We start from the raw sequence: 20386 nt of genomic DNA, 5'->3' as shown, positions 1-20386 counted from the left end.
TGGGGATGGAGATTCATTTCAGAGCTTATTTAGAGCCCATCAGGCGATTCAATATCTTTGCTGCCAGCTCCGCATCTTTCGAGGACATCGCATTTAAAATCCGTGAACGAGTAGCATCATCCACTGTATTTAAAATGGTCATGGTCTTAGCGGGACTGATCTTGTACGTTTGCATCAGCAGCTCGGCAGCGTTGGCGGGTGTCATTCCGGCAAAGGTCTGATTCAACTGGTTTTTATCCAGATTGTCGGATGACTTCTTCTGCGCTGCCTCCGTTTCGTTCTTCTTGAGTCTGGATTGCAAAGCCGCGATGGCCAAATCTTCAGAAGTCTCAGCATCTTTAAGCATCATGGTTGCATCCGCTGCCGTTTTCGGATCCATTTTCTGCAGAATGGCAACCCGGTTGCTGCTCTTCATCTGACTAAGCATAAGCACCATTTCTTCCTGCGTAAGGTTTTGCATAATCGGTGCGGCTTTGCTTGGACTCATGTCGGCGTAGAGCTTGGACAGTTCACGAATCTGCTTGGTATACGCGTCTTCCTCTTCTGTCTCACCGCTTGTCGGTGTGCTCTGCATCGAATCAATCTGGGTTTCCAGCTCTTTCACCTTGTTTTCCTGTGCTGCCTTTTGCTCTGATACTTCATTTAATGTTTCTTCACGTTCGGCAAGCTGCTTCTTGAGTTCAACAATCGTTGCTTCCGCGCTTTCTTCCTGCTGCTTCGCTTCTTTGAGTTTCTGCTCTTCCGGGGTCAGCACCGGATCCGGGACCCAGTTCTTGATAACCGGAATTTTATTAGCTACATCGATTAGTCCATCCCTCACATCGGCTCTAAAAAATACGGCAAGCGCCCCGAGCAGAACAATCGTGAATATAGCAGGTACCAAAATCAACAGTATCCGTTCAAATCCTCCGCCTGATTCTTCCTTATCAAGCGGCATGTCTTTTCGTGCCACTCTCATTCCTCCTTCGCGGTCATAACCCTTCGGTGTTTGCAAACCTTATCGGGCTTTGATCGCAAAACGTACCGTCGCCATCTCGTCCAGCTCGTTTTGTTCCCGAAGGAGACTTTCATGCCGGAACTTTTCTTGGGATTTATCTCTTGCCTTTAACCACACTTTTTCGTCAAGCATCTTATCAGACAATACCTTTTGTTTCTTCGTTACATTGACATGAGCGATTCGTATGTCATCCCGTTTCCGCTCAATGCATTCTTCCAAGTACTCTGCATATACCTGAATGTTTCGGATCTCAGCAACCGGAACGCATCGCGATGCCACTTCCTGCTGAGCACGATACATTTGATCCCGCATCTCATACAGCTCATTCAGACTTTTCTCTTCTGCCTGCAGCTTCCCGATGGCACTTGACAGCATCCATTCGGCTTGCGTTTTCTCGTTGCTTTTCAGGTCTACGATTTTCTGGAATGCATAATGAAATTTCATTCTTCAAAGTCATCTCCTTGAAAACTCGGAAATCAAACGTTCCTGAACCTCATTCAATGTTGTCTTCTCATTCACTTTTTGCTTCGTGAAATCCCATATTTGGCCGATATATTCAATCGATTCATCGATATCAGCATTCGAGCCCTGTTGATATGCTCCAATATTGATCAAATCCTCCGAGTCCTTGTATATCGCCATCAGCCGCTTTACGTTCTCGGAAGCATCGATTTGTTCCTCCGGCGAAATATCTTTCATTACGCGGCTAATGCTAGCCAGCACATCGATAGCCGGGAAATGCCCTTTGTTCGCTATATTCCGGTTTAAAACGATATGACCATCGAGGATCCCCCTGACCGCATCCGCGATCGGTTCGTTCATGTCATCACCGTCTACCAGCACCGTGTAAAAAGCGGTAATCGAGCCCGTTGGCCCTGTGCCTGCGCGTTCCAGAAGTTTCGGCAGACTTGCAAAGACAGACGGAGTATAACCACGCATGGCCGGCGGTTCTCCTACAGCAAGGCCTACTTCACGCTGCGCCATCGCATAGCGGGTAACGGAATCCATCATCAGCATCACATTCAGGCCGCGATCCCGGAAATATTCAGCGATCGTTGTAGCAATCAAGGCTCCCTTAATACGGATGAGTGCCGGTTGATCCGAGGTCGCTACAATCACGACGGACCGTTTTAACCCCTCGGGGCCCAAATCCCGTTCTATGAAGTCCAGCACCTCGCGTCCACGTTCTCCGATCAAAGCAATGACATTGACATCGGCAGATGTGTTTCGAGCGATCATTCCCATCAGAGTACTCTTCCCGACACCAGATCCGGCGAATATGCCGACCCGCTGGCCTTTGCCGATAGATAGCAATCCATCAATCGCGCGGACGCCGATGCTGATCGGCTCCTGAACCCTCGGCCTATTGAGCGGGTTCTGGGGGACATTATGGGTTGAATAATGCGGCATACGCGCCGGAATGATAGATCCGTCCAGTGGTTGTCCCAATCCGTCGAGCACTTTGCCCAGCAGTTCGGAACCTACCTGCACGCTCAGGGGTTTGCCGGTACCGACTACATCACAGCCGGGACCAATAGAGTGAAGCTCGCCGAGAGGCATTAGCAACACTTTGTTGTCTCTAAAACCCACAACCTCCGCTTTGAGCGGCTTGGATTGCTTCGTGGGATAGATGTAACAAACATCGCCGATGCTTGCATCCGGACCTTCGGACTCCACCATCAACCCGATAACCTGCGTTACTTTGCCGTTGATGCGAACGGGGTCCAGATGTTTCAGATAATCCATATACCGCGCGCTATTCAGCTTCTTCATCTTGATTTCTCCGTTCCTCATCATCAAGAGCGAACCGCACGAGTTCTTTTTTGATCTCGGCTAGCTGTGTATCGATGCGGGCATCCACGCTTCCGAAGGAAGACCTGATCACGCACCCGCGATCTTTAACCGTGGAATCCGGCAAAATTTGAAGTTCTGCCTGAGAATCGATCGATAATCCGAGCTCTTCCCGTGCTGCGTATACAAATTCGAATTGCTCAGGAGCTACGCAAAGGGAGATAACTCCTTTTTCCCGCTTGCGTGCCAGGTTCTTTCGAATCAACTCCAGCGTGAAATCAGGTTCAATCGCAAGCTGACGATCCAGTACTTTTTCCGCTATGCTGCAGCTGAGCTCCACCAAGAACGGCTCCGCTTCCTGAATTAAATCATCCTTAGCTTGATGGGCGAGCTGAAGCAATTCACTTGCTTGTAAAGTCGCTTGCTCCATCAGTTCCTTCATCTCAAGTTCTGCCTTGGCTGAGCCCTCGGCGTATCCTTGGTTAAATCCTTCCATCTTCAGCGTTTCAGACAAATCCTCGTCCTGAAGCCTTCTTTCGGCCCACCACGCTTCAATCTGCTGCTGCGCTTCACTCAACAGCCGCTCCGCCTCTTCCGAAGCCTCACGGATTTGCCTTTCGGCAAACTCTTGAGCATCCTTCAGCATCTCATGCTTTAAGCGTTCAGCTTCAGCCAGCGTCTGTACAACAGCCGGCTCGGCAGTCGGGGGAGTATATTCCTCGACCGTTTCCTGGGTTGGTGACGCGTAACGACGAGCAAGATCCAACTCTTTCAACACATCCATCGGTTTATAGTGGGACGATTTGATCAAGTTAGACAATGATGTCATCTCCTCCGCCGCGAGCAATAATGACCTCGCCCGCTTCTTCGAGTCTTCGGATCGTGCTTACAATCCGCGTCTGAGCTTCCTCTACATCACGCAGCCGCACCGGCCCCATGTATTCCATTTCTTCGCGGAAGGTTTCGGCCATACGCTTGGACATGTTGCGGAAAATGACATCCCGTACCTCTTCGCTTGCCACTTTGAGTGCAAGCTGTAAATCGGCGTTCTCGACATCGCGGATAATACGCTGTATCGAACGGTTGTCCACGTTGACTATATCTTCGAATACGAACATCCGCTTCTTGATTTCTTCTGCGAGCTCAGGATCCTGGATTTCCAGGGAGTCGAGGATTGTTCGTTCCGTTCCTCGGTCAACGCCGTTCAAAATTTGAACGATGGATTCAATGCCACCCGCACTGGTGTAATCCTGCGTAACCGTCGCCGACAGCTTCTGTTCCAGCACGCGTTCCACCTGGGCGATGACTTCTGGTGAAGTACTGTCCATGACTGCAACCCTACGCGCTACTTCGGCCTGCTTCTCTTGCGGAAGCGAAGATAGGATCGCGGATGCCTGCTCGTATTGAAGATAGGACAAGACGAGTGCAATGGTCTGTGCATTTTCGTTCTGTATAAAGTTCAGGATTTGGCTTGGGTCCGCTTTGCGGGCAAAATCAAACGGTCTTACTTGAAGCGTTGCTGTCAGTCTGTTGATCACTTCCATCGCTTTTTGCTGTCCAAGTGCCTTTTCCAAAATCTCTTTAGCGTAATTAATACCGCCTTGCGAGATGTATTCCTGGGCTAGACAAATTTGATGGAATTCCTGAATAATGCTATCTTTCTCATCACTGTCGACTTTGCGAACATTCGCAATCTCCAGCGTTAATTGTTCGATTTCTTCATCTCGAAGATGCTTAAATATTTGAGCGGACACTTCCGGGCCAAGTGTAATGAGCAGTATAGCCGCTTTTTGACGTCCGCTTAACATTTGGTTATTTCCCTTAGCCAATGCTTCCACCTCTATTCCTCAGCTAGCCATGTGCGAAGTAAATTCACGAATTCATCTGGCTTCTTCTTCGCCAAGGTTTCGAGCTGCTTACGAACCTGGCTTTCATTGGTTATACTTTCGAGATTAATCGATGGGAATTCCGTAACTGGCGGAAGCTGAATGTCATCTTCAAATTCTTCCTGCTGCTGTCTGCGTCTGCGGATGATGAAATAGGCTCCTCCAGCAATTAACGCTAACGCAGCGATGCCAATCCCCCATAATACAGGTTTTGAAAAAACGGTTTTCGGATTTTCATCCGCATTTACATTAAATACCTGTGAAATAACCGAAACTTTTTTGGACAAATCAGCGTCTGTATAAGTAGAGTCTGTATCCGAGAGCGACGCTCGTACAATATTAACCAGAATGTTCTGTATTGCCGTTCTTGTTGCATCATCCAAAGTTTGTTGTCCGGCAGGTGGTTCAACCGACACATTAATGGTTAAATCTTTAACAGTATATGGACTTGCTATGATATCCTTCGTAATCCGGTTAACTTCATAGTTAACGGTTTTGGAGAGCTCTTCCGAGTTCGTTTCTCCACTTCCAGAATCGCTAGGATATCCCGGAACAGCTTCTTCGCCTACACCGGCCACTCCGCCGGTTGGACTACTGGTTCCCGAATAGTTCTTCTGGATCTCCTGAACACTGAGCTCAATCCCCTTCATTTCTTCTTCATCAACAGGGGTTACGATGTTTTCTTTGCTCTGCACCTGATCAAAGTTCAGCTTCGAGGCAACCAGGACATTAACTTTATTCGATCCCATGTATTGCGAGAGAAACTGCTGAACATTTTGCCTAACATCGCTTTCGAATTTTTTCTGAAGCGCGAAGTTTTCTTCCACCTTGCCCATCAATCCACCTTGACCGCCTTTAGCTGTTGCGAGCAGCTCGACTTCGTCATTGGTGATTGTAATGTTCTCAACCGGCAAGTTTGGAATGGCTGTCTTCACCAGGTTGTAGTACCCGTCAATGACTTCTTGATTAGGACGATAGCCCGGTTTGAATTGCACAACTACGGAAGCACTGGCTTGATCTTCGTTTCCGTTCTTGGCAAATACACTTTCTTTTGGCAGATTTAATAATACCGTTGCATCTTGGACGCCCTGCATTTTCTCAAGCAGTCGTTCTACTTCGCCATTCAGTGCATTTACATATTTCACTTCGAATTCGTTATCTGTCATCCCGATGGCCGATGCGTTCTTCTCGAAGGTTTCGAATCCGATCGTACCATTCTGTACAAGTCCTTGAGACCCTACATCAATCTGGACTTTAGCTGCGCTCGTACTCGGAACCAGTATGCTTCTGCCATCCTCGCTCAGCTTGTAGGAAATCCCTTGAGTCTCCAGGTGGCTGATGATTCCTGCGGCATCGCTGGAATTTAGATCCCGGAATGCTACTTCGTACTTCGTCTTAGAGAACTGCATCGTTAGTACGATTAGAGCAATCAAAACAAATGCTATTGTAGCGATTAACATTATTTTTTGTTTGTTGCTGAATTGGTTCCAATACTGGGTCATTCTCTCCCTATATTGGGTAATTCTCTCGTTCACATTGTCACCCCATCCGAAACTTTGCTAGAAACATTTAGATTTGCGTGCGCATGATCTCTTGATAGGCTTCTACCACTTTGTTTCGGACCTGTGTTGTGAGCTGAATGCTCAACAGAGCCTGTTGGGCGGATATCATCGCCTGATCTACGTTTACTTGTCCAATCATTAATTTATCGCTCATGACATGAGCATTTTGTTCCTGTGCTGCCACAGAGTTCAGTGCTTCATTCAGGTAAGAGCCAAAATCGCGAATCGATTCGGAAGGAGTCGCTCCATTTTTCACTTGCTCCTGCAGTTGAAGCGGCTGTACGCCCTGAACACTGAACATTGCATTTTGAATCATCTCTTTCTCTCCTCCTACAATATGGGCTTATGTATTTTCACTTGTTATCTACCGATCTCCAATGCCTTCATAATCATCGCTTTCGAAGCATTTATCGCAGTAACGTTAGCTTCGTAAGAACGTGTAGCCGCTAGCATATCCACCATTTCCTTCGTAATGTCCACGTTAGGCATAAAGACATAGCCTGCCGCATTCGCATCAGGATGTGTAGGGTTATATACCTGTTTCAGCGGGGTTTGATCTTCCCGTACCTGGGCAACCTTTACCCCTTGTCCCACATTCTGTCCATTCATCTGTGCTCTAAGAAGCCCTTCAAACGATTCCTGCTGCGGCTGTAACACAACTGTTTTTCGGCGATACGGAACGGCTTGGCCATTCTCGATTCGTGCGCGTGTAGTTTCTGCATTGGCTATGTTGGAGGAGATGACATCCATTCGAAGCCGTTGTGCTGTTAGAGCTGATGCATTAATACCGAAACTATTGCTAATATTCATGAACCCTATCTCCCTTCAATAGCTGTACGCATCATTCGAATCTGCTCATTTACAGCTTGTATGTATGAATTATAACGGAGCTGATTCTCTGCAAGCAGCGACATTTCTCTGTCTGCATCGACATTATTCTGGTTGTTATTCATGGAGCTGCTGCCATCCTTCATGACCGAAGCATCAGGAATCCCCCCGGTTGGACCAATGACAAAATGCCTGGGATCTGTTCTTCTGCCCTGAAGTGACAATTGGGCCCCATCCATTTCTTTTTTCAGAAGACTCTCAAAGGATACCTCGGATCTCTTAAAATGAGGAGTATCCACGTTGGCGATGTTGTTTGCAATCACATTGTTTCTGAGATTTGCTGCATCCAAACCGCTTTGAAGCCGTTGAAAAGAACTATTATTCAACAGGTTCACTAGCTCATTCCTCCTGACTGGACTTTGCAGAAAGGTATTCCACTCTTCCTAGCTAAATCCTCTTTTTTCGACAAATCATATAATCCGTATGAACTAACCTAGGTCTTAAGTAGAAAAAGACAACATGATGTCACATAAACTAAGTTTCTTAAAGATTGGGACTTTTTACAATAAGAAAAAAGCCCTATCTTTTACCAAAAAGAAGGGCTTTGTGTTCATTTTTATCCGATTTTTTTCTATATTATTGCAAATCGTACCACTAAATCTGTAAAATTTAAGCGATTTTTCCCGAAGGGTAGGTCCTGCTACGACCCATAAAATTCACAAAAAATTACGAATCCGTCCCGATCCCTTCCAACATGCGAAATCGCTTCGACAACTTGCTAGTAGGGTCATGATGAATATCGACAATTATTTCCTTTCGCATACCCGGAAGATAGACCTATATGCATGCAACTACAGAATATACTGGCTCAGATCCCGGTCCTGGGCGATGCCGGCAAGTTTCTCCCGGACATACTGCGGCGTGATCACCATGCGGTCCAGCGTCAACTCAGGCGCTTCAAATGACAGGTCTTCGAGGAGCTTCTCCAATATCGTATGAAGTCTCCGCGCGCCTATATTCTCCGTGTTCTGGTTAACCGAAGCCGCGATTTGGGCGATCTCCCGTATTGCTTCTGGGGAAAACTCAACCTCAAGATCTTCAGTACGCAGCAGATTGACGTATTGCTTGGTTAGTGCATTTTTCGGCTCGGTCAAAATGGATACAAAATCGTCGAGTGACAAGCTGCTGAGCTCCACCCGAATCGGAAAACGCCCCTGAAGCTCGGGTATCAAATCCGATGGCTTCGCAATATGAAAAGCACCGGCAGCGATAAAGAGGACAAAGTCCGTTTTTACCGGCCCGTATTTCGTCATAATCGTGGAGCCTTCAACGATAGGCAAAATATCGCGCTGCACACCTTCTCTGGACACATCTGGACCTGATTGACGGCCCTGGCTGGCAACCTTGTCGATCTCGTCGATAAAGATAATACCGGATTGCTCTGCCCGACGAATAGACTCCTGAATGACATCATCCATATCGATAAGCTTGCCAGCTTCCTCTTGCGTCAGCACTTTCCTGGCTTCCTTGACGGACAGCTTGCGGCGCTTTGTGCGCTTTGGCATCAGATTACCGAACATTTCCTGCATGTTCATCCCCATCTGATCATTGCCCTGCCCTGCAAACATATCAAACATGTTCGGAGCAGCATCCTCGACATCAATCTCAATCGTTTCATCTTCAAGCTTACCGGACAGCAGGTTAAAACGAACTTGTCTCCGTTTCTCTTTGAGACTAACGTCCTTATCGTCCGCATCCTCATCTTCGGCCTGGGTATCGTTATTGGCACCGCCAAACAGCATCTCAAAGGGATTGCGCTGACTTTTCTGTCCTTTGGTTGAAGGTGCCAACAGCTGAACGATCCGCTCGTTCGCCATTTCCTCGGCTTTGTCCTTTACCTTCTCGGTACGTTCCAGCTTCACCATCCGGATCGCGGTTTCCACAAGATCACGTACCATGGATTCCACATCACGCCCAACATAACCAACCTCGGTAAACTTTGTCGCCTCGACCTTGACGAACGGTGCATGGACCAGCTTGGCAAGCCTTCTTGCAATCTCCGTTTTGCCGACGCCGGTAGGACCGATCATCAGAATGTTCTTCGGTACGATTTCATCCCGCTCGTCATCTGTAAGCAAACTCCGGCGATAGCGGTTCCGAAGGGCTACAGCGACCGATTTTTTAGCGTCCTTCTGCCCTACGATGTATTTATCCAGCTCGGATACAATCTGTCTTGGCGTCATCGATTCTTTACTCATCGCGAATACCTCCACCCCTGATATGGCTATATGTTACTGTATGGCATCCTTACAGCTCTTCGACAATAATGTTGCTGTTGGTATAGACACACACCTCAGAAGCGATCTGAAGCGCCTCTCTGGCTATATCCTTTGCTTCCATATGTCCGGCATGTCGCTTAAGCGCCCGACCTGCCGACAAGGCAAAATTGCCGCCTGACCCTATGGCCAGGACATCATCATCGGGCTCGATGATTTCGCCGCCGCCTGAAATCAGGAGCATTCCTGTTTTATCCATAACAATCATCAAAGCCTCAAGTTTGCGAAGCACACGGTCTTGACGCCAGTCCTTCGCGAGCTCAACAGCGGCACGCTGCAGGTTTCCATGGTGCTCTTCCAGCTTACCTTCGAATTTCTCAAATAACGTAATTGCATCCGCCACAGAACCGGCAAAACCGGCGACAACTTGTCCCCGGTAAAGACGGCGCACTTTCTTGGCGGTCTGCTTCATGACTACACTTTCACCAAATGTAACTTGGCCATCGCCGGCAATAGCTGCTGTGCCATTATGCCGTACTGCGCAAATCGTCGTGGCGTGAAAAGTCATTTCCATGATGGCAAGACCTCCCTAAGAAAATAAGATTAGATTGTATTTAGTTCGTTAGCATTAATAAATATTCGCACTCCGTCAAGAGCTCGGCTCGCAAGCGCTTCGTTTTTTTCCTTTTTGTTGCGAATGCGCTTCTCGAGACTCGGAAGAAGACCGAAGTTCGCATTCATCGGCTGGAAGTTATCGGGATCTGCATGGGTGATGTAGTAGGCCATACTTCCGATGGTTGATTCCTGAGGGAATACAATCCCCTTTTGCCCCTGAGCTGCTCTTGCTGCATTGATTCCAGCAATCAATCCGGATGCCGCCGATTCAACATATCCTTCAACACCCGTCATTTGTCCCGCCAGATACAGATTAGGCCGTGTTTTCACCTGATAGGTTTGTTCCAGCAGTCTAGGCGAATTAACAAACGTATTGCGGTGCATGACGCCGTAACGCACAATTTCGGCGTTCTCGAGTCCCGGAATCATGGAAATGATCCGCTTCTGTTCGCCCCACTTCAAATGAGTCTGGAAACCGACAAGGTTGTAGAGAGTACCTGCCGCATTATCCTGACGGAGCTGCACCACAGCGTGTGGCAGCTTGCCTGTATGTGGGTTCACCAATCCAACAGGTTTCATGGGGCCAAACAAGGCCGTTTGTTTACCACGCTTCATCATAATCTCGATCGGCATGCAGCCTTCGAAATAAATCTCCTTCTCAAACTCTTTCAATTGAGCGACTTCGGCATTGATAAGAGCGTCATAGAAAGCGTCAAACTCTTCTTCCGTCATGGGACAATTCAGATATGCCGCTTCGCCTTTATCATAACGGGATGCCAGATAGACCTTGCTCATATCGATGGAATCCTTTTCCACGATTGGAGCAGCCGCATCGTAAAAATAGAAATAGTCCTCACCCATCAGCTCACGAATCTGTGATGACAATGCGGGCGAAGTCAGCGGCCCTGTGGCAATAACAACGATGCCTTCTTCAGGTATATGCTGAATTTCTTCATTTACAACCTCAATTAAAGGATGCTGATGCAGGGTTTCCGTAATTTCTCCTGAAAAACCGTCGCGGTCAACTGCCAATGCGCCCCCAGCCGGGACGGAATTACGGTCTGCCGAACCGATGACAAGCGAGTTCAGCATCCGCATTTCTTCCTTCAATACCCCGACTGCATTGGTTAAACCGTTCGCGCGAAGCGAATTACTGCATACAAGCTCAGCGAACTTGTCCGTATGATGAGCCGGCGTCTTCACGACCGGCCGCATCTCATATAATGTAACGGGTACGCCACGGCTAGCGATCTGCCAAGCAGCTTCACTGCCTGCAAGCCCTGCACCGATAACCGTAACCCTCTGTGAATCTGTCAAAGTCATTACCCCCTGTATGCCTTACAAATCTGCTGCATCGTCCTGTTCCTCGACCATTTCGGAATAATCACAAGAAGTACATTGAAGCTTGATGCCTTGCTTGCTCTTCTTCTCTACCATCAAACTACTGCAATTCGGACATGGCTTCGTTGACGGTTTATCCCATGATACAAAATCACATTCGGGATAACGATCACACCCAAAGAATACGCGCCCCTTCTTGCTCCGGCGTTCCACGACATGACCTTCCTTGCATTTCGGGCACGCCACGCCGATATCTTTCACGATCGGCTTGGTATTCCGGCAATCCGGGAAGCCTGAGCATGCAAGAAACTTACCAAACCTGCCCAGCTTATACACCAATGGCTTACCGCATTTTTCGCAGATCTCATCGGAAACTTCATCTTCGATTTCGATTTCCTTCATTTCTTCCTCTGCTACTTCAAGGCGCTTTTCAAAGGATTCATAGAACTCTGCCAATACTTTGACCCAATCTTCGGAGCCCTCCTCCACATGGTCGAGGTCCTCTTCCATGTTCGCCGTAAACTCCACATTGAGAATTTCCGGGAAGAACTGCTCCATCTGTTCGATGACAAGTTCACCGAGCTCGGTTGGCATGAATTTTTTCTCTTCGATGGCAACGTAGCCTCTCTTCTGGATCGTCTCCAGCGTCGGTGCATACGTACTAGGACGCCCTATACCGAGCTCCTCCAGCGTTCGGACAAGACGTGCTTCCGTATAACGCGGAGGCGGCTGTGTGAAGTGCTGTTTCGGCTCAATATCCTGCTTCTCCAGAATGTCGCCACTATGAAGCTCTGGCAGGTATTTATCTTCCTCAGTCGTCCCGTCGTCGTTGCCTTCAACGTAGACCTTCATAAATCCAGGGAAACGAACCTTCGAACCCGTTGCGCGGAAGACTGTCTTGCCCGCGGTAATGTCCACAGAAAGCGTATCCAGCACAGCAGAAGACATCTGACTCGCCACAAAACGCTCCCAAACCAGTTTATACAGGCGAAGCTGATCACGACTCATGAACGGCTTCACGGATTCAGGATCCCGCAGCACCGATGTAGGTCGAATCGCTTCATGCGCGTCCTGAGCATTGGCCGCTTTTTTCGAGTATTGTCTCGGGCTCTCCGGAGCGAACGGATCACCATACTTCTCGGTGATGTATTCTTTCGCTTCTTCTTGAGCCGTGCCTGAAATGCGCGTGGAATCCGTACGCATATAGGTAATCAAACCGACGGTGCCTTCCTTGCCAAGCTCGACGCCCTCGTACAGCTGCTGGGCAACGGACATGGTCTTGGCAGCCCGGAAACCAAGTTTACGTGCAGCTTCCTGCTGCAAGGAACTCGTCGTAAACGGTGGAGACGGGTGGCGCTGACGTTCGCGTTCTTTTACTTCGCCGACTTGGAAGGAAGCATCCCGAATCGCTTCGAGAATTTCATTGACTTCCTGTTCATTGGTCAGCTCCTTCTTCGCGCCGTTAAGCTGCGTGAATTTGGCTTCGAATGCGGATCCTTTAATGGCCAGCTTAGCCGTAATGGTCCAATATTCTTCCGGAACGAAAGCGCTTATCTCATTCTCACGGTCGAGAATGATTTTGACGGCTACCGATTGAACGCGGCCGGCAGAGAGTCCCTTTTTTACTTTTTTCCATAGAATAGGGCTGATCTTATAACCAACCAAACGGTCGAGGATACGTCTTGCCTGCTGCGCGTTAACCAAATCCATGTTAATTTTGCGCGGCGTCTTGAAGGCGTCCTTCACGGCCGTTTTCGTTATTTCATTAAATACAACCCGCAGGCTTTGAGTATCATCCAGCTCCAATGCATGCGCAAGATGCCATGCAATGGCTTCCCCTTCGCGATCGGGGTCAGCTGCGAGGTACACTTTTTTCACCTTTTTGCTAGCATCCTTAAGTTCCTTTAAGACAGAACCTTTTCCGCGGATCGTAATGTATTTCGGATTGAAGTCGTTTTCCACTTCAACCCCGATCTGGCTCTTCGGCAAATCGCGAACATGACCCATCGAAGCCTTCACGATATACTTGCTGCCGAGATATTTGCCAATCGTTTTCGCCTTAGCAGGCGACTCTACGATGACGAGTGAATCCGCCACAGGTTCATCCTCCTCTCCAACATTCAAACTTTCCCATTAAATGATCTTATATATAGCACCGGGTAATTGGGTAATCTGCTTTTTTATGATTAAAGATAACAGAACTGAATGCAAATGTCCAAAATCCCACCGGGTGCGCTCGATCATCTCATCCAGCGACCCGGGACCCTGTTCGAGCATATGGTATATTTGTCGTTCGTCATTTGTCAACCCGGCTAGTTCATCCGGATGCTCCTGACGAGGGGCCCGCCGCTCCTTATTGTATGTATCCGAAGCCACTTTTGGCAACCAGGAATCATATTCTTCTATTATATCACTAGCTTGCGTGACCATCTTGGCCCCTTGCTTGATCAAATCCAAGGTCCCTCTACTCTTGGGTGAAGTGAGAGGTCCCGGAACGGAGAACACGTCCCTTCCTGCCTCCAGGGCTAAATCCGCCGTAATCAACGATCCGCTGCGGGCATCCGCCTCTACCACCACGGTACCTAGCGTGAGTCCCGCAATAATCCGGTTTCGCTGCGGGAAGAATCCCGGGAGCGCCTTGGTGCCAGGCGGGTATTCGGAAATGATAAGTCCCTTTGCCGCGATTTCTTCATACAGCGATCGGTTCTCCGGTGGATATATCACGTCAATGCCGGCTCCGAGAACCGCTACTGTCGGTCCCCCGCTTCGCAAAGCCGTATCATGGACTACGCTATCAATGCCTCTGGCCATGCCGCTGACAACCATGAACCCTGCCCCTGCCAACTCCTCGGATAGCATCGTTGCAATCTTGCGCCCATATGCAGTAGGCATTCTTGTACCTACCATCGCAATCCCCGGCCTCGACAGCAGATGAGGATCGCCTATGCAATACAGTACCCAGGGTGCCTGTGGTGAAGATTTTAACATGTCCGGGTAGATATCATCGAGGGCTGTTATAATACGTATTTTTGAACGGTTTGTCAAATTCCATACCCCGGCTTCATGTTGTCCAAACCCGACATCATCCGCACTCGAAAGATCAATCTGCTTTCTTTCGACAACGGAAGAAAAATCTTTGGCCAGTTTATTCGCTTTTTCGACAGATAAACCACAGGCTCTCCAATCATTTGCATCATATGACAGCAGCCCCTGATGCAGTTCACCGTTCAATATGATTCGATTAATGGTCTTCCATCCGATACCTTCGCTTTCATGCAATGCGATGAGCAGTAAGCTATCCAGCTTCATAAACGGGACCTCCTTAAAATATAAAATCAAAAGCAAAAAAGCAACCCTTCATTTCCTATTCAGGAAATAAAAGGTTGCTTACCTTAAATTATAACCATAGGCTTAGCCTAGGATTGCATAAGAATCTAGTTCTAGTGAGTCGTGCAAGACTCCAAAAGACCTTTCTCCTCAAGCACGCTAACCAGGGTTGAGCCCATTTCAGCAGGTGTAGGAGCTACCTTGATACCGCAAGCTTCAAGTACAGAGATTTTCTCCTTGGCTGTTCCTTTGCCACCAGAAATAATCGCGCCTGCGTGGCCCATACGTTTTCCTGGAGGCGCCGTTGCGCCGCCAATGAAGCCTACCACTGGTTTAGTCATGTTCGCTTTGATCCATTCAGCCGCTTCTTCCTCTGCGGTACCGCCGATCTCACCGATCATAATAACCGCTTTGGTGTTAGGATCTTCATTAAAGAGTCTCAATACATCGATAAACTCCGTCCCTTTAACCGGGTCGCCGCCAATCCCTACGGCGGAGGATTGTCCGATGCCGCGAGCTGTCAGCTGATGAACGGCTTCATATGTCAGGGTACCACTGCGCGATACAACGCCGACGTGTCCTGGCGTATGGATGTAGCCAGGCATGATGCCGATTTTGCATTCACCCGGTGTAATGACACCAGGACAGTTAGGACCGATCAGACGAGTTTTCTTACCTTCCATATAGCGGGATACTTTTACCATATCCAGCACCGGAATGCCTTCCGTAATACAGATAACCAGATCCATCTCGGCATCAACAGCTTCCAGAATGGAATCGGCTGCAAAAGCCGGAGGCACATAAATTACGCTTGCGGTTGCGCCTGTTTTGGCTTTGGCTTCCTCAACGGTGTTGTATACCGGCAATTTGACGGTTTCGCCGTTCTCAAGCGTAATCTCGACTTCGGTTCCTCCTTTGCCGGGTGAAGTTCCCCCGACCATCTGTGTACCGTAATCCAGGGCGCCTTTTGCATGGAAAAGGGCTGTTTTACCTGTAATCCCTTGCGTGATAACTTTTGTATTTTTATCGATCAAAATACTCACGATTGATTCACATCCCCTATTGTTATTTGAAAATGAAAGCAACCGCACGGCAGGGCTTTCGAAGCCCATCGTGCCGTGCCCCTTCAGGAATGAAATATTACTGAACGAGGGAGACGATCTTCTGTGCTCCGTCGGCCATGGAATCAGCAGGTACGATATTAAGACCGGACTCAGCCAGAATCTGCTTGCCGAGGTCTACGTTCGTTCCTTCCAAGCGTACAACAAGCGGACGAGTTAAGCCCAGCTGTCTTGCAGCTTCGACAACACCGGTAGCGATAACGTCGCAACGCATAATACCGCCGAAAATGTTGACAAAAATTCCTTTTACTTGAGGATCGGACAAAATAATCTTGAAGGCTTCCGTTACCTTCTCCGTTGTTGCACCGCCCCCAACATCAAGGAAGTTAGCAGGATCGCCGCCATAATACTTGATAATGTCCATCGTAGCCATGGCAAGACCTGCGCCGTTAACCATACAGCCGATGTTGCCATCGAGAGCTATGTAACTCAAATCGTATTTGGATGCTTCGATTTCCTTCTCGTCTTCTTCGTCCAGGTCGCGCAGTTCAAGGATATCTTTATGACGGAACAACGCGTTGGAATCGAAATTGAGTTTGGCATCGAGAGCCATGACGTTTCCGTCACCGGTTACGACTAGCGGATTGATTTCAGCGATAGAGCAATCCTTCTCTACAAATGCCTTATACAAGGCCAGCATGAACTGAACGGCTTTACCTACCAGTTCATTCGGAATATTAATGGAATACGCTAATTTCCGCGCTTGGAATGTTTGAAGTCCGATCGCTGGATCTACAACCTCTTTAAAAATCTTCTCAGGAGTTGCTGCTGCAACTTCTTCAATCTCGGTACCGCCTTCTTCGGACGCCATCAAAACGACACGACCGGTAGCACGGTCAACGACCACACCGATATAATACTCTTTGCGAATATCGCAGCCCTCTTCAATGAGGAGACGCTTGACTTCCTTGCCTTCCGGACCTGTTTGGTGAGTCACCAACACCTTGCCCAGAATTTCTTCAGCATAAGCACGAACCTCATCCAGGTTCTTCGCCACTTTAACGCCGCCGGCTTTACCCCGACCGCCTGCGTGAATCTGTGCTTTGACAACGGTTACGGGACTGCCCAAAGATTGTGCAGCTTCAACTGCTTCTTCTACCGTAAACGCTACCTTGCCGTTCGGAACAGCTACTCCATATTGCTTCAGTACTTGTTTTCCTTGATATTCATGGATATTCATTCTCGAATCCTCCTATCAACATGACTGGAACAAGGCTGGCTGACACGGAACTAATCTATGAAAGATTACCCTGTCAACCTTTATATATTAAACCCAAGCTATTGTAACATGTTTTTAAAACGCTTACCTTAAAAAGTTCACAGTTTATCCACTCTATTTGGCATGGGTATGATTCCTTCCAGATATAAATTGGAGAAATATGTAAAAATCATTTGTTTTTCCGTGCAAAGTGTATCAATCCAATGATCCCCAATGCGACAACGGCAATACCTAACAATCCTGCTAGCATAATCATAATATTTCCCCATAATATGGTCATCCCGCTTCCCTCTCCTATCCGAAATAATTAGTATATCGATTACTATTATACCATTAAATCCCTTTTCATTTAAGTTAAACTGTGACGCAAAATAAAACTCTTTATCCTTTTTCCGCTATCCGTTAGAATGATTGAAAGATTAGTGAACGCATTCATAAGGAGATTCAGCATGAGTTGGTTGAAGTCATTTTTTCCACTGCATTCATTATTTGTTAAAATGCTGGTGTATTTTCTCATCGTGATTTTCCTGCTCTCCTCCTACAATTTATGGTCGATGACATTCTACTCCCGTAATGTAAACAATGAAATTGTCAAATATAATCTGACCCTGATTCGAAATACCGTAGATCAATTTGAGAAACAATACTCTACTTGGAAGAATCTCCTCCTCAACCTTCAGCACGATGAATTTGTCGGCAATATCAGCAGGCAGGCCGATTCCGGCGGAAAGAAGGGCATCAATTATCTGCAGGTGGATATGGTGATGGATCAGATCCGGACCTTGGTAAGCCAGCCCTACTATCACTTGAACAATGTCATGATCTACTACCAGAATCATTCCTTCCTGCTTGAACGGGATGGCATCGTTGACGATGACCGCATGTTTAAGCATTACTACATAAGCGACTCCTATCCATACGAGAATGACCGGTTCCCGTTTTCTGCTGATGGACTCGGAGGGAGAAATTCTGTTCGAATCAGCCCCGGATGTGAAAACCCAGCCACTGCCGGAATGGGACGGCCAATCGGAATGGATGATGGAGAAGGGATCTTATTACTTTTTCGAAAAGGGCACCCGCTCCGGCCTCACCTACGTCTCCATTATTCCGCATAACGAACTCAACCAAAGCATCAGCCGCATGAACTGGATTGCCGTGCTGTTATTTGCAGCTACCCTGCTCATCGGGATTCTCGCATCTTGGGTATTTTCCCGCAAAATCAATCGGCCGCTCAAGAGAATGGTTACAGGACTGGGCCAGGCGGAGATGGAGCTATATCAGGGGAGCATTGCCGAATTCAGCGCTATTTCCAACCACCTGAAGGGTTTGCAGCATGAACGAAAGAGCATCAAGGAATGGATGGACCATACCAAACCGCTCTTAACCAGCTACCATTATTTGGCCCAGTTCAAAAACTTTGCACTTGATACCGCCGCTGCCAAAGAGCTTTGGGTCGGCGAGGGTGCATTCATGGTTATCGTTTATCAGTTGAGGTACCGGCATGTTCCTTCGCGTCAGCTTGATGCCTTAATGACAAGGACAACCGGCAAAATCAAAGATATGATCACGCTGCAGATCCAAGAAACGTTTCCCTTATCCCACACCCTTCAGATGGAGGGCAAGCAAATCTTGTCCATTGTGTACACTCAAGAAAAATCTGATATGCTGCAGCAGTGTCTGAGTCAGCTCAAACAGATTTTTGATCAAGATCAAAGCACTTATCTCGTGAATATTGCGGTTTCGTCCGTGTTCCAGCAAACCTCTGATTTTGACCGGGCTTATGCAGAAGCCATGTCGCTCCTGCAACAAGCCATGCCGATTGAGGAAACCCAGATCATCTGGGAGAAGGAACGCCGCGAAGATGTAACAGGATTCACTGCCGAGCAAGAGCACGAGTTTTACGTGAATTTACAGGCCGGCAACGAGAGCAGCTGCCAATCGCTCATTGAGCGCGCCCTGGATCGATTGCAGCGGCAAGAGGCCACGGCCGATCAACTAAGCCACTTTGCCAAATCGGTCTCGGTCCGCATGAGAAGGACAGTAGAACTGCTGAAAATCAATATCGACGCACTTCCGGACTACGCAGAAAAGCTTGCATACAGCGTGACCCCTGAGCAATACCGCGACATCCTTCTCGACGAGCTCGCCCATGCAGCACATGCGATCCGTCTGAAACGAGAGGAACATTACGATATCATTCAATATGTCTTTCATTATCTGGAGTCGCATTACGCTGAAGAAATATCGCTCGAACAGCTTGCTTCTAAACTCAACATGTCGCCTACTTATCTGTCAGGGTATATTAAAGAGAAAACGGGGAGCAACTTCAGCGACCAATTGAATGCGATTCGAATAACAAAAGCGAAAGAATTACTGCAGACAACAAATATGCCGATACAGGAAGTAGGCAACCGGATCGGCTACCGCAATGTCACTTCCTTTATCCGCATGTTCAAAAAAGTAACCGGCCAAACACCAGGTGATTACCGGAAAACCAACTGGATCCGATAACACACAGGTGAGCGGCCGGCCGCTTTAACCTGTAACCTTTAACCTTTAACCGAGCCAATCAAAGCCCCTTTTACAAAATACTTCTGTATAAACGGATAGACAAGCAGGATCGGCAAGGTGGACACCATAATGGTAGCGAATTTCAAGCCATCCTCCACCACCACGATATCGCCTACAACCGGACCATCCGTTCCCGTCAATTGCCCCGACAGCACGATGTTTCTTAAAATCACCTGGAGCGGCTGCATATCGGCATCCCGCAGATACAGCAGCGGCCCCATGAAATTATTCCACATCCCGACGGCATAATACAATCCGATGGTAGCCAGCACCGGCTTGGAGAGCGGGAGCACAATCCGGAAGAAGATTCCGATTTCGGACAACCCGTCTATTTTTCCGGATTCCTCTAGCTCTTGAGGCATACCCATGAAGAAAGTTCGCATGATGAGCAGATTCCAGGTGCCTACCGCTCCGGGCAGCACCATACCCCATATAGTATTGACAAAGCCAAGCTCCTTCACGACCAGAAACGTCGGAATCATCCCACCGTTAAAAAACATCGTAAAGACGATTAGCATCAAGATCGGTTTGCCCATGACCATCTTGGTCTTGGACAGCGCATAAGCCCCAAGTGCCGTTACAATCAAAGAAATGGCAGTTCCTGAAATCACATAAATCAGCGTGTTCTTATATCCTTTCAGCACCCGTCCGTCTTCGAACACATACTGATACATATCCAGGTTGAAGCCCCTCGGCCATAGCCATACTTCCCCGGAGGCGATGGATGCGGAATCACTGAGGGACACGGCCAGCATATAAACAAACGGGTATAGACACGCCATCACAATCCCGGACAAAATCAAGGCATTGAGCGCGTCAAACCAGCTCCATTTTGGTTTCATCACGTTCCTC

The 20386-nt window shown here is 48.1% G+C and carries 19 protein-coding genes; 1 reads left to right on the top strand and 18 read right to left on the bottom strand.

The features are described from left to right. Positions 1 to 25: 25 nt before the first annotated feature. From AB4124_RS20300 to AB4124_RS20220, 17 genes are all read right to left on the bottom strand, one after another. Positions 26 to 958 carry a kinesin gene (locus AB4124_RS20300; protein ID WP_339266230.1) on the bottom strand — a complete coding sequence of 311 codons (933 nt, stop codon included), beginning with the start codon at positions 956 to 958 and terminating at the stop codon, positions 26 to 28. Between the two features lie 39 nt (positions 959 to 997). Continuing rightward, a complete protein-coding gene (gene fliJ, locus AB4124_RS20295; RefSeq protein ID WP_098747053.1) occupies positions 998 to 1441 on the bottom strand; it encodes a flagellar export protein FliJ in 444 nt (147 codons plus the stop codon). Between the two features lie 9 nt (positions 1442 to 1450). After that, positions 1451 to 2770, bottom strand: a complete 1320-nt coding sequence (fliI, locus tag AB4124_RS20290) for a flagellar protein export ATPase FliI (RefSeq protein WP_379404699.1) — start codon at positions 2768 to 2770, stop codon at positions 1451 to 1453. Then, positions 2754 to 3608, bottom strand: coding sequence for a FliH/SctL family protein (locus AB4124_RS20285; RefSeq protein ID WP_441974004.1), 855 nt, complete (start codon positions 3606 to 3608; stop codon positions 2754 to 2756). Before AB4124_RS20285 ends, fliI begins: the two co-directional genes overlap by 17 nt. Continuing rightward, a complete protein-coding gene (fliG, locus tag AB4124_RS20280; protein ID WP_071220479.1) occupies positions 3601 to 4617 on the bottom strand; it encodes a flagellar motor switch protein FliG in 1017 nt (338 codons plus the stop codon). Before fliG ends, AB4124_RS20285 begins: the two co-directional genes overlap by 8 nt. Before the next feature lie 11 nt (positions 4618 to 4628). Continuing rightward, positions 4629 to 6209, bottom strand: a complete 1581-nt coding sequence (gene fliF, locus AB4124_RS20275) for a flagellar basal-body MS-ring/collar protein FliF (protein ID WP_379404704.1) — start codon at positions 6207 to 6209, stop codon at positions 4629 to 4631. 34 nt (positions 6210 to 6243) lie between these two features. After that, positions 6244 to 6552, bottom strand: coding sequence for a flagellar hook-basal body complex protein FliE (gene fliE / locus AB4124_RS20270; RefSeq protein ID WP_076324995.1), 309 nt, complete (start codon positions 6550 to 6552; stop codon positions 6244 to 6246). A 44-nt stretch (positions 6553 to 6596) separates the two neighbouring features. After that, positions 6597 to 7046, bottom strand: coding sequence for a flagellar basal body rod protein FlgC (gene flgC, locus AB4124_RS20265; RefSeq protein ID WP_076324996.1), 450 nt, complete (start codon positions 7044 to 7046; stop codon positions 6597 to 6599). Between the two features lie 5 nt (positions 7047 to 7051). Continuing rightward, positions 7052 to 7459 (bottom strand): flagellar basal body rod protein FlgB, encoded by a 408-nt coding sequence (flgB, locus tag AB4124_RS20260; protein WP_076324997.1) that lies wholly within the window; start codon positions 7457 to 7459, stop codon positions 7052 to 7054. A gap of 456 nt (positions 7460 to 7915) precedes the next feature. Continuing rightward, a complete protein-coding gene (hslU, locus tag AB4124_RS20255) occupies positions 7916 to 9322 on the bottom strand; it encodes an ATP-dependent protease ATPase subunit HslU (RefSeq protein WP_076324998.1) in 1407 nt (468 codons plus the stop codon). A gap of 49 nt (positions 9323 to 9371) precedes the next feature. Further along, a complete protein-coding gene (hslV, locus tag AB4124_RS20250; RefSeq protein WP_006211334.1) occupies positions 9372 to 9914 on the bottom strand; it encodes an ATP-dependent protease subunit HslV in 543 nt (180 codons plus the stop codon). Positions 9915 to 9943: 29 nt separating this feature from the next. Further along, a complete protein-coding gene (trmFO, locus tag AB4124_RS20245; RefSeq protein ID WP_441974003.1) occupies positions 9944 to 11278 on the bottom strand; it encodes an FADH(2)-oxidizing methylenetetrahydrofolate--tRNA-(uracil(54)-C(5))-methyltransferase TrmFO in 1335 nt (444 codons plus the stop codon). A gap of 15 nt (positions 11279 to 11293) precedes the next feature. Next, positions 11294 to 13393, bottom strand: a complete 2100-nt coding sequence (gene topA, locus AB4124_RS20240) for a type I DNA topoisomerase (protein WP_441974002.1) — start codon at positions 13391 to 13393, stop codon at positions 11294 to 11296. Positions 13394 to 13429: 36 nt separating this feature from the next. Then, a complete protein-coding gene (gene dprA / locus AB4124_RS20235; RefSeq protein ID WP_441974001.1) occupies positions 13430 to 14605 on the bottom strand; it encodes a DNA-processing protein DprA in 1176 nt (391 codons plus the stop codon). Between the two features lie 131 nt (positions 14606 to 14736). Beyond that, positions 14737 to 15666 carry a succinate--CoA ligase subunit alpha gene (gene sucD / locus AB4124_RS20230; protein ID WP_071220478.1) on the bottom strand — a complete coding sequence of 310 codons (930 nt, stop codon included), beginning with the start codon at positions 15664 to 15666 and terminating at the stop codon, positions 14737 to 14739. A gap of 97 nt (positions 15667 to 15763) precedes the next feature. Continuing rightward, a complete protein-coding gene (gene sucC / locus AB4124_RS20225) occupies positions 15764 to 16924 on the bottom strand; it encodes an ADP-forming succinate--CoA ligase subunit beta (RefSeq protein ID WP_441974000.1) in 1161 nt (386 codons plus the stop codon). 584 nt (positions 16925 to 17508) lie between these two features. Next, positions 17509 to 17856 carry a hypothetical protein gene (locus AB4124_RS20220; RefSeq protein ID WP_441973999.1) on the bottom strand — a complete coding sequence of 116 codons (348 nt, stop codon included), beginning with the start codon at positions 17854 to 17856 and terminating at the stop codon, positions 17509 to 17511. Positions 17857 to 17887: 31 nt separating this feature from the next. On the opposite strand from AB4124_RS20220, the gene AB4124_RS20215 reads away from it, so the two are divergent. Beyond that, positions 17888 to 19474, top strand: coding sequence for a helix-turn-helix domain-containing protein (locus tag AB4124_RS20215; RefSeq protein ID WP_441973998.1), 1587 nt, complete (start codon positions 17888 to 17890; stop codon positions 19472 to 19474). Positions 19475 to 19512: 38 nt separating this feature from the next. Here AB4124_RS20215 and AB4124_RS20210 read toward each other — a convergent pair whose 3' ends face one another. Then, positions 19513 to 20376: a carbohydrate ABC transporter permease gene (locus AB4124_RS20210; RefSeq protein WP_430200206.1), complete on the bottom strand. Its 864-nt coding sequence runs from the start codon at positions 20374 to 20376 to the stop codon at positions 19513 to 19515. Positions 20377 to 20386 lie beyond the last annotated feature (10 nt).

Source organism: Paenibacillus sp. 2KB_20 (assembly GCF_052115765.1).
Taxonomy (GTDB): Bacteria; Bacillota; Bacilli; order Paenibacillales; family Paenibacillaceae; genus Paenibacillus_AQ.
The sequence above is the reverse complement of the archived record's forward strand: the minus strand, read 5'-3'. Positions and strand labels throughout refer to the sequence as shown.

Excerpts from the sequence above, each read along its gene's own strand:
- AB4124_RS20300 (WP_339266230.1), bottom strand. The coding sequence starts at position 958 with ATGAGAGTGGCACGAAAAGACATGCCGCTTGATAAGGAAGAATCAGGC.
- fliJ (WP_098747053.1), bottom strand. The coding sequence starts at position 1,441 with ATGAAATTTCATTATGCATTCCAGAAAATCGTAGACCTGAAAAGCAAC.
- fliI (WP_379404699.1), bottom strand. The coding sequence starts at position 2,770 with ATGAAGAAGCTGAATAGCGCGCGGTATATGGATTATCTGAAACATCTG.
- fliE (WP_076324995.1), bottom strand. The coding sequence starts at position 6,552 with ATGATTCAAAATGCAATGTTCAGTGTTCAGGGCGTACAGCCGCTTCAA.
- flgC (WP_076324996.1), bottom strand. The coding sequence starts at position 7,046 with ATGAATATTAGCAATAGTTTCGGTATTAATGCATCAGCTCTAACAGCA.
- hslU (WP_076324998.1), bottom strand. The coding sequence starts at position 9,322 with ATGAGTAAAGAATCGATGACGCCAAGACAGATTGTATCCGAGCTGGAT.
- hslV (WP_006211334.1), bottom strand. The coding sequence starts at position 9,914 with ATGGAAATGACTTTTCACGCCACGACGATTTGCGCAGTACGGCATAAT.
- trmFO (WP_441974003.1), bottom strand. The coding sequence starts at position 11,278 with ATGACTTTGACAGATTCACAGAGGGTTACGGTTATCGGTGCAGGGCTT.
- dprA (WP_441974001.1), bottom strand. The coding sequence starts at position 14,605 with ATGAAGCTGGATAGCTTACTGCTCATCGCATTGCATGAAAGCGAAGGT.
- sucC (WP_441974000.1), bottom strand. The coding sequence starts at position 16,924 with ATGAATATCCATGAATATCAAGGAAAACAAGTACTGAAGCAATATGGA.
- AB4124_RS20220 (WP_441973999.1), bottom strand. The coding sequence starts at position 17,856 with ATGCTTAAACATGCGGTCATCGTCAACGATGCCATCCCGTTCAAGCAG.
- AB4124_RS20215 (WP_441973998.1), top strand. The coding sequence starts at position 17,888 with ATGACCGGTTCCCGTTTTCTGCTGATGGACTCGGAGGGAGAAATTCTG.
- AB4124_RS20210 (WP_430200206.1), bottom strand. The coding sequence starts at position 20,376 with ATGAAACCAAAATGGAGCTGGTTTGACGCGCTCAATGCCTTGATTTTG.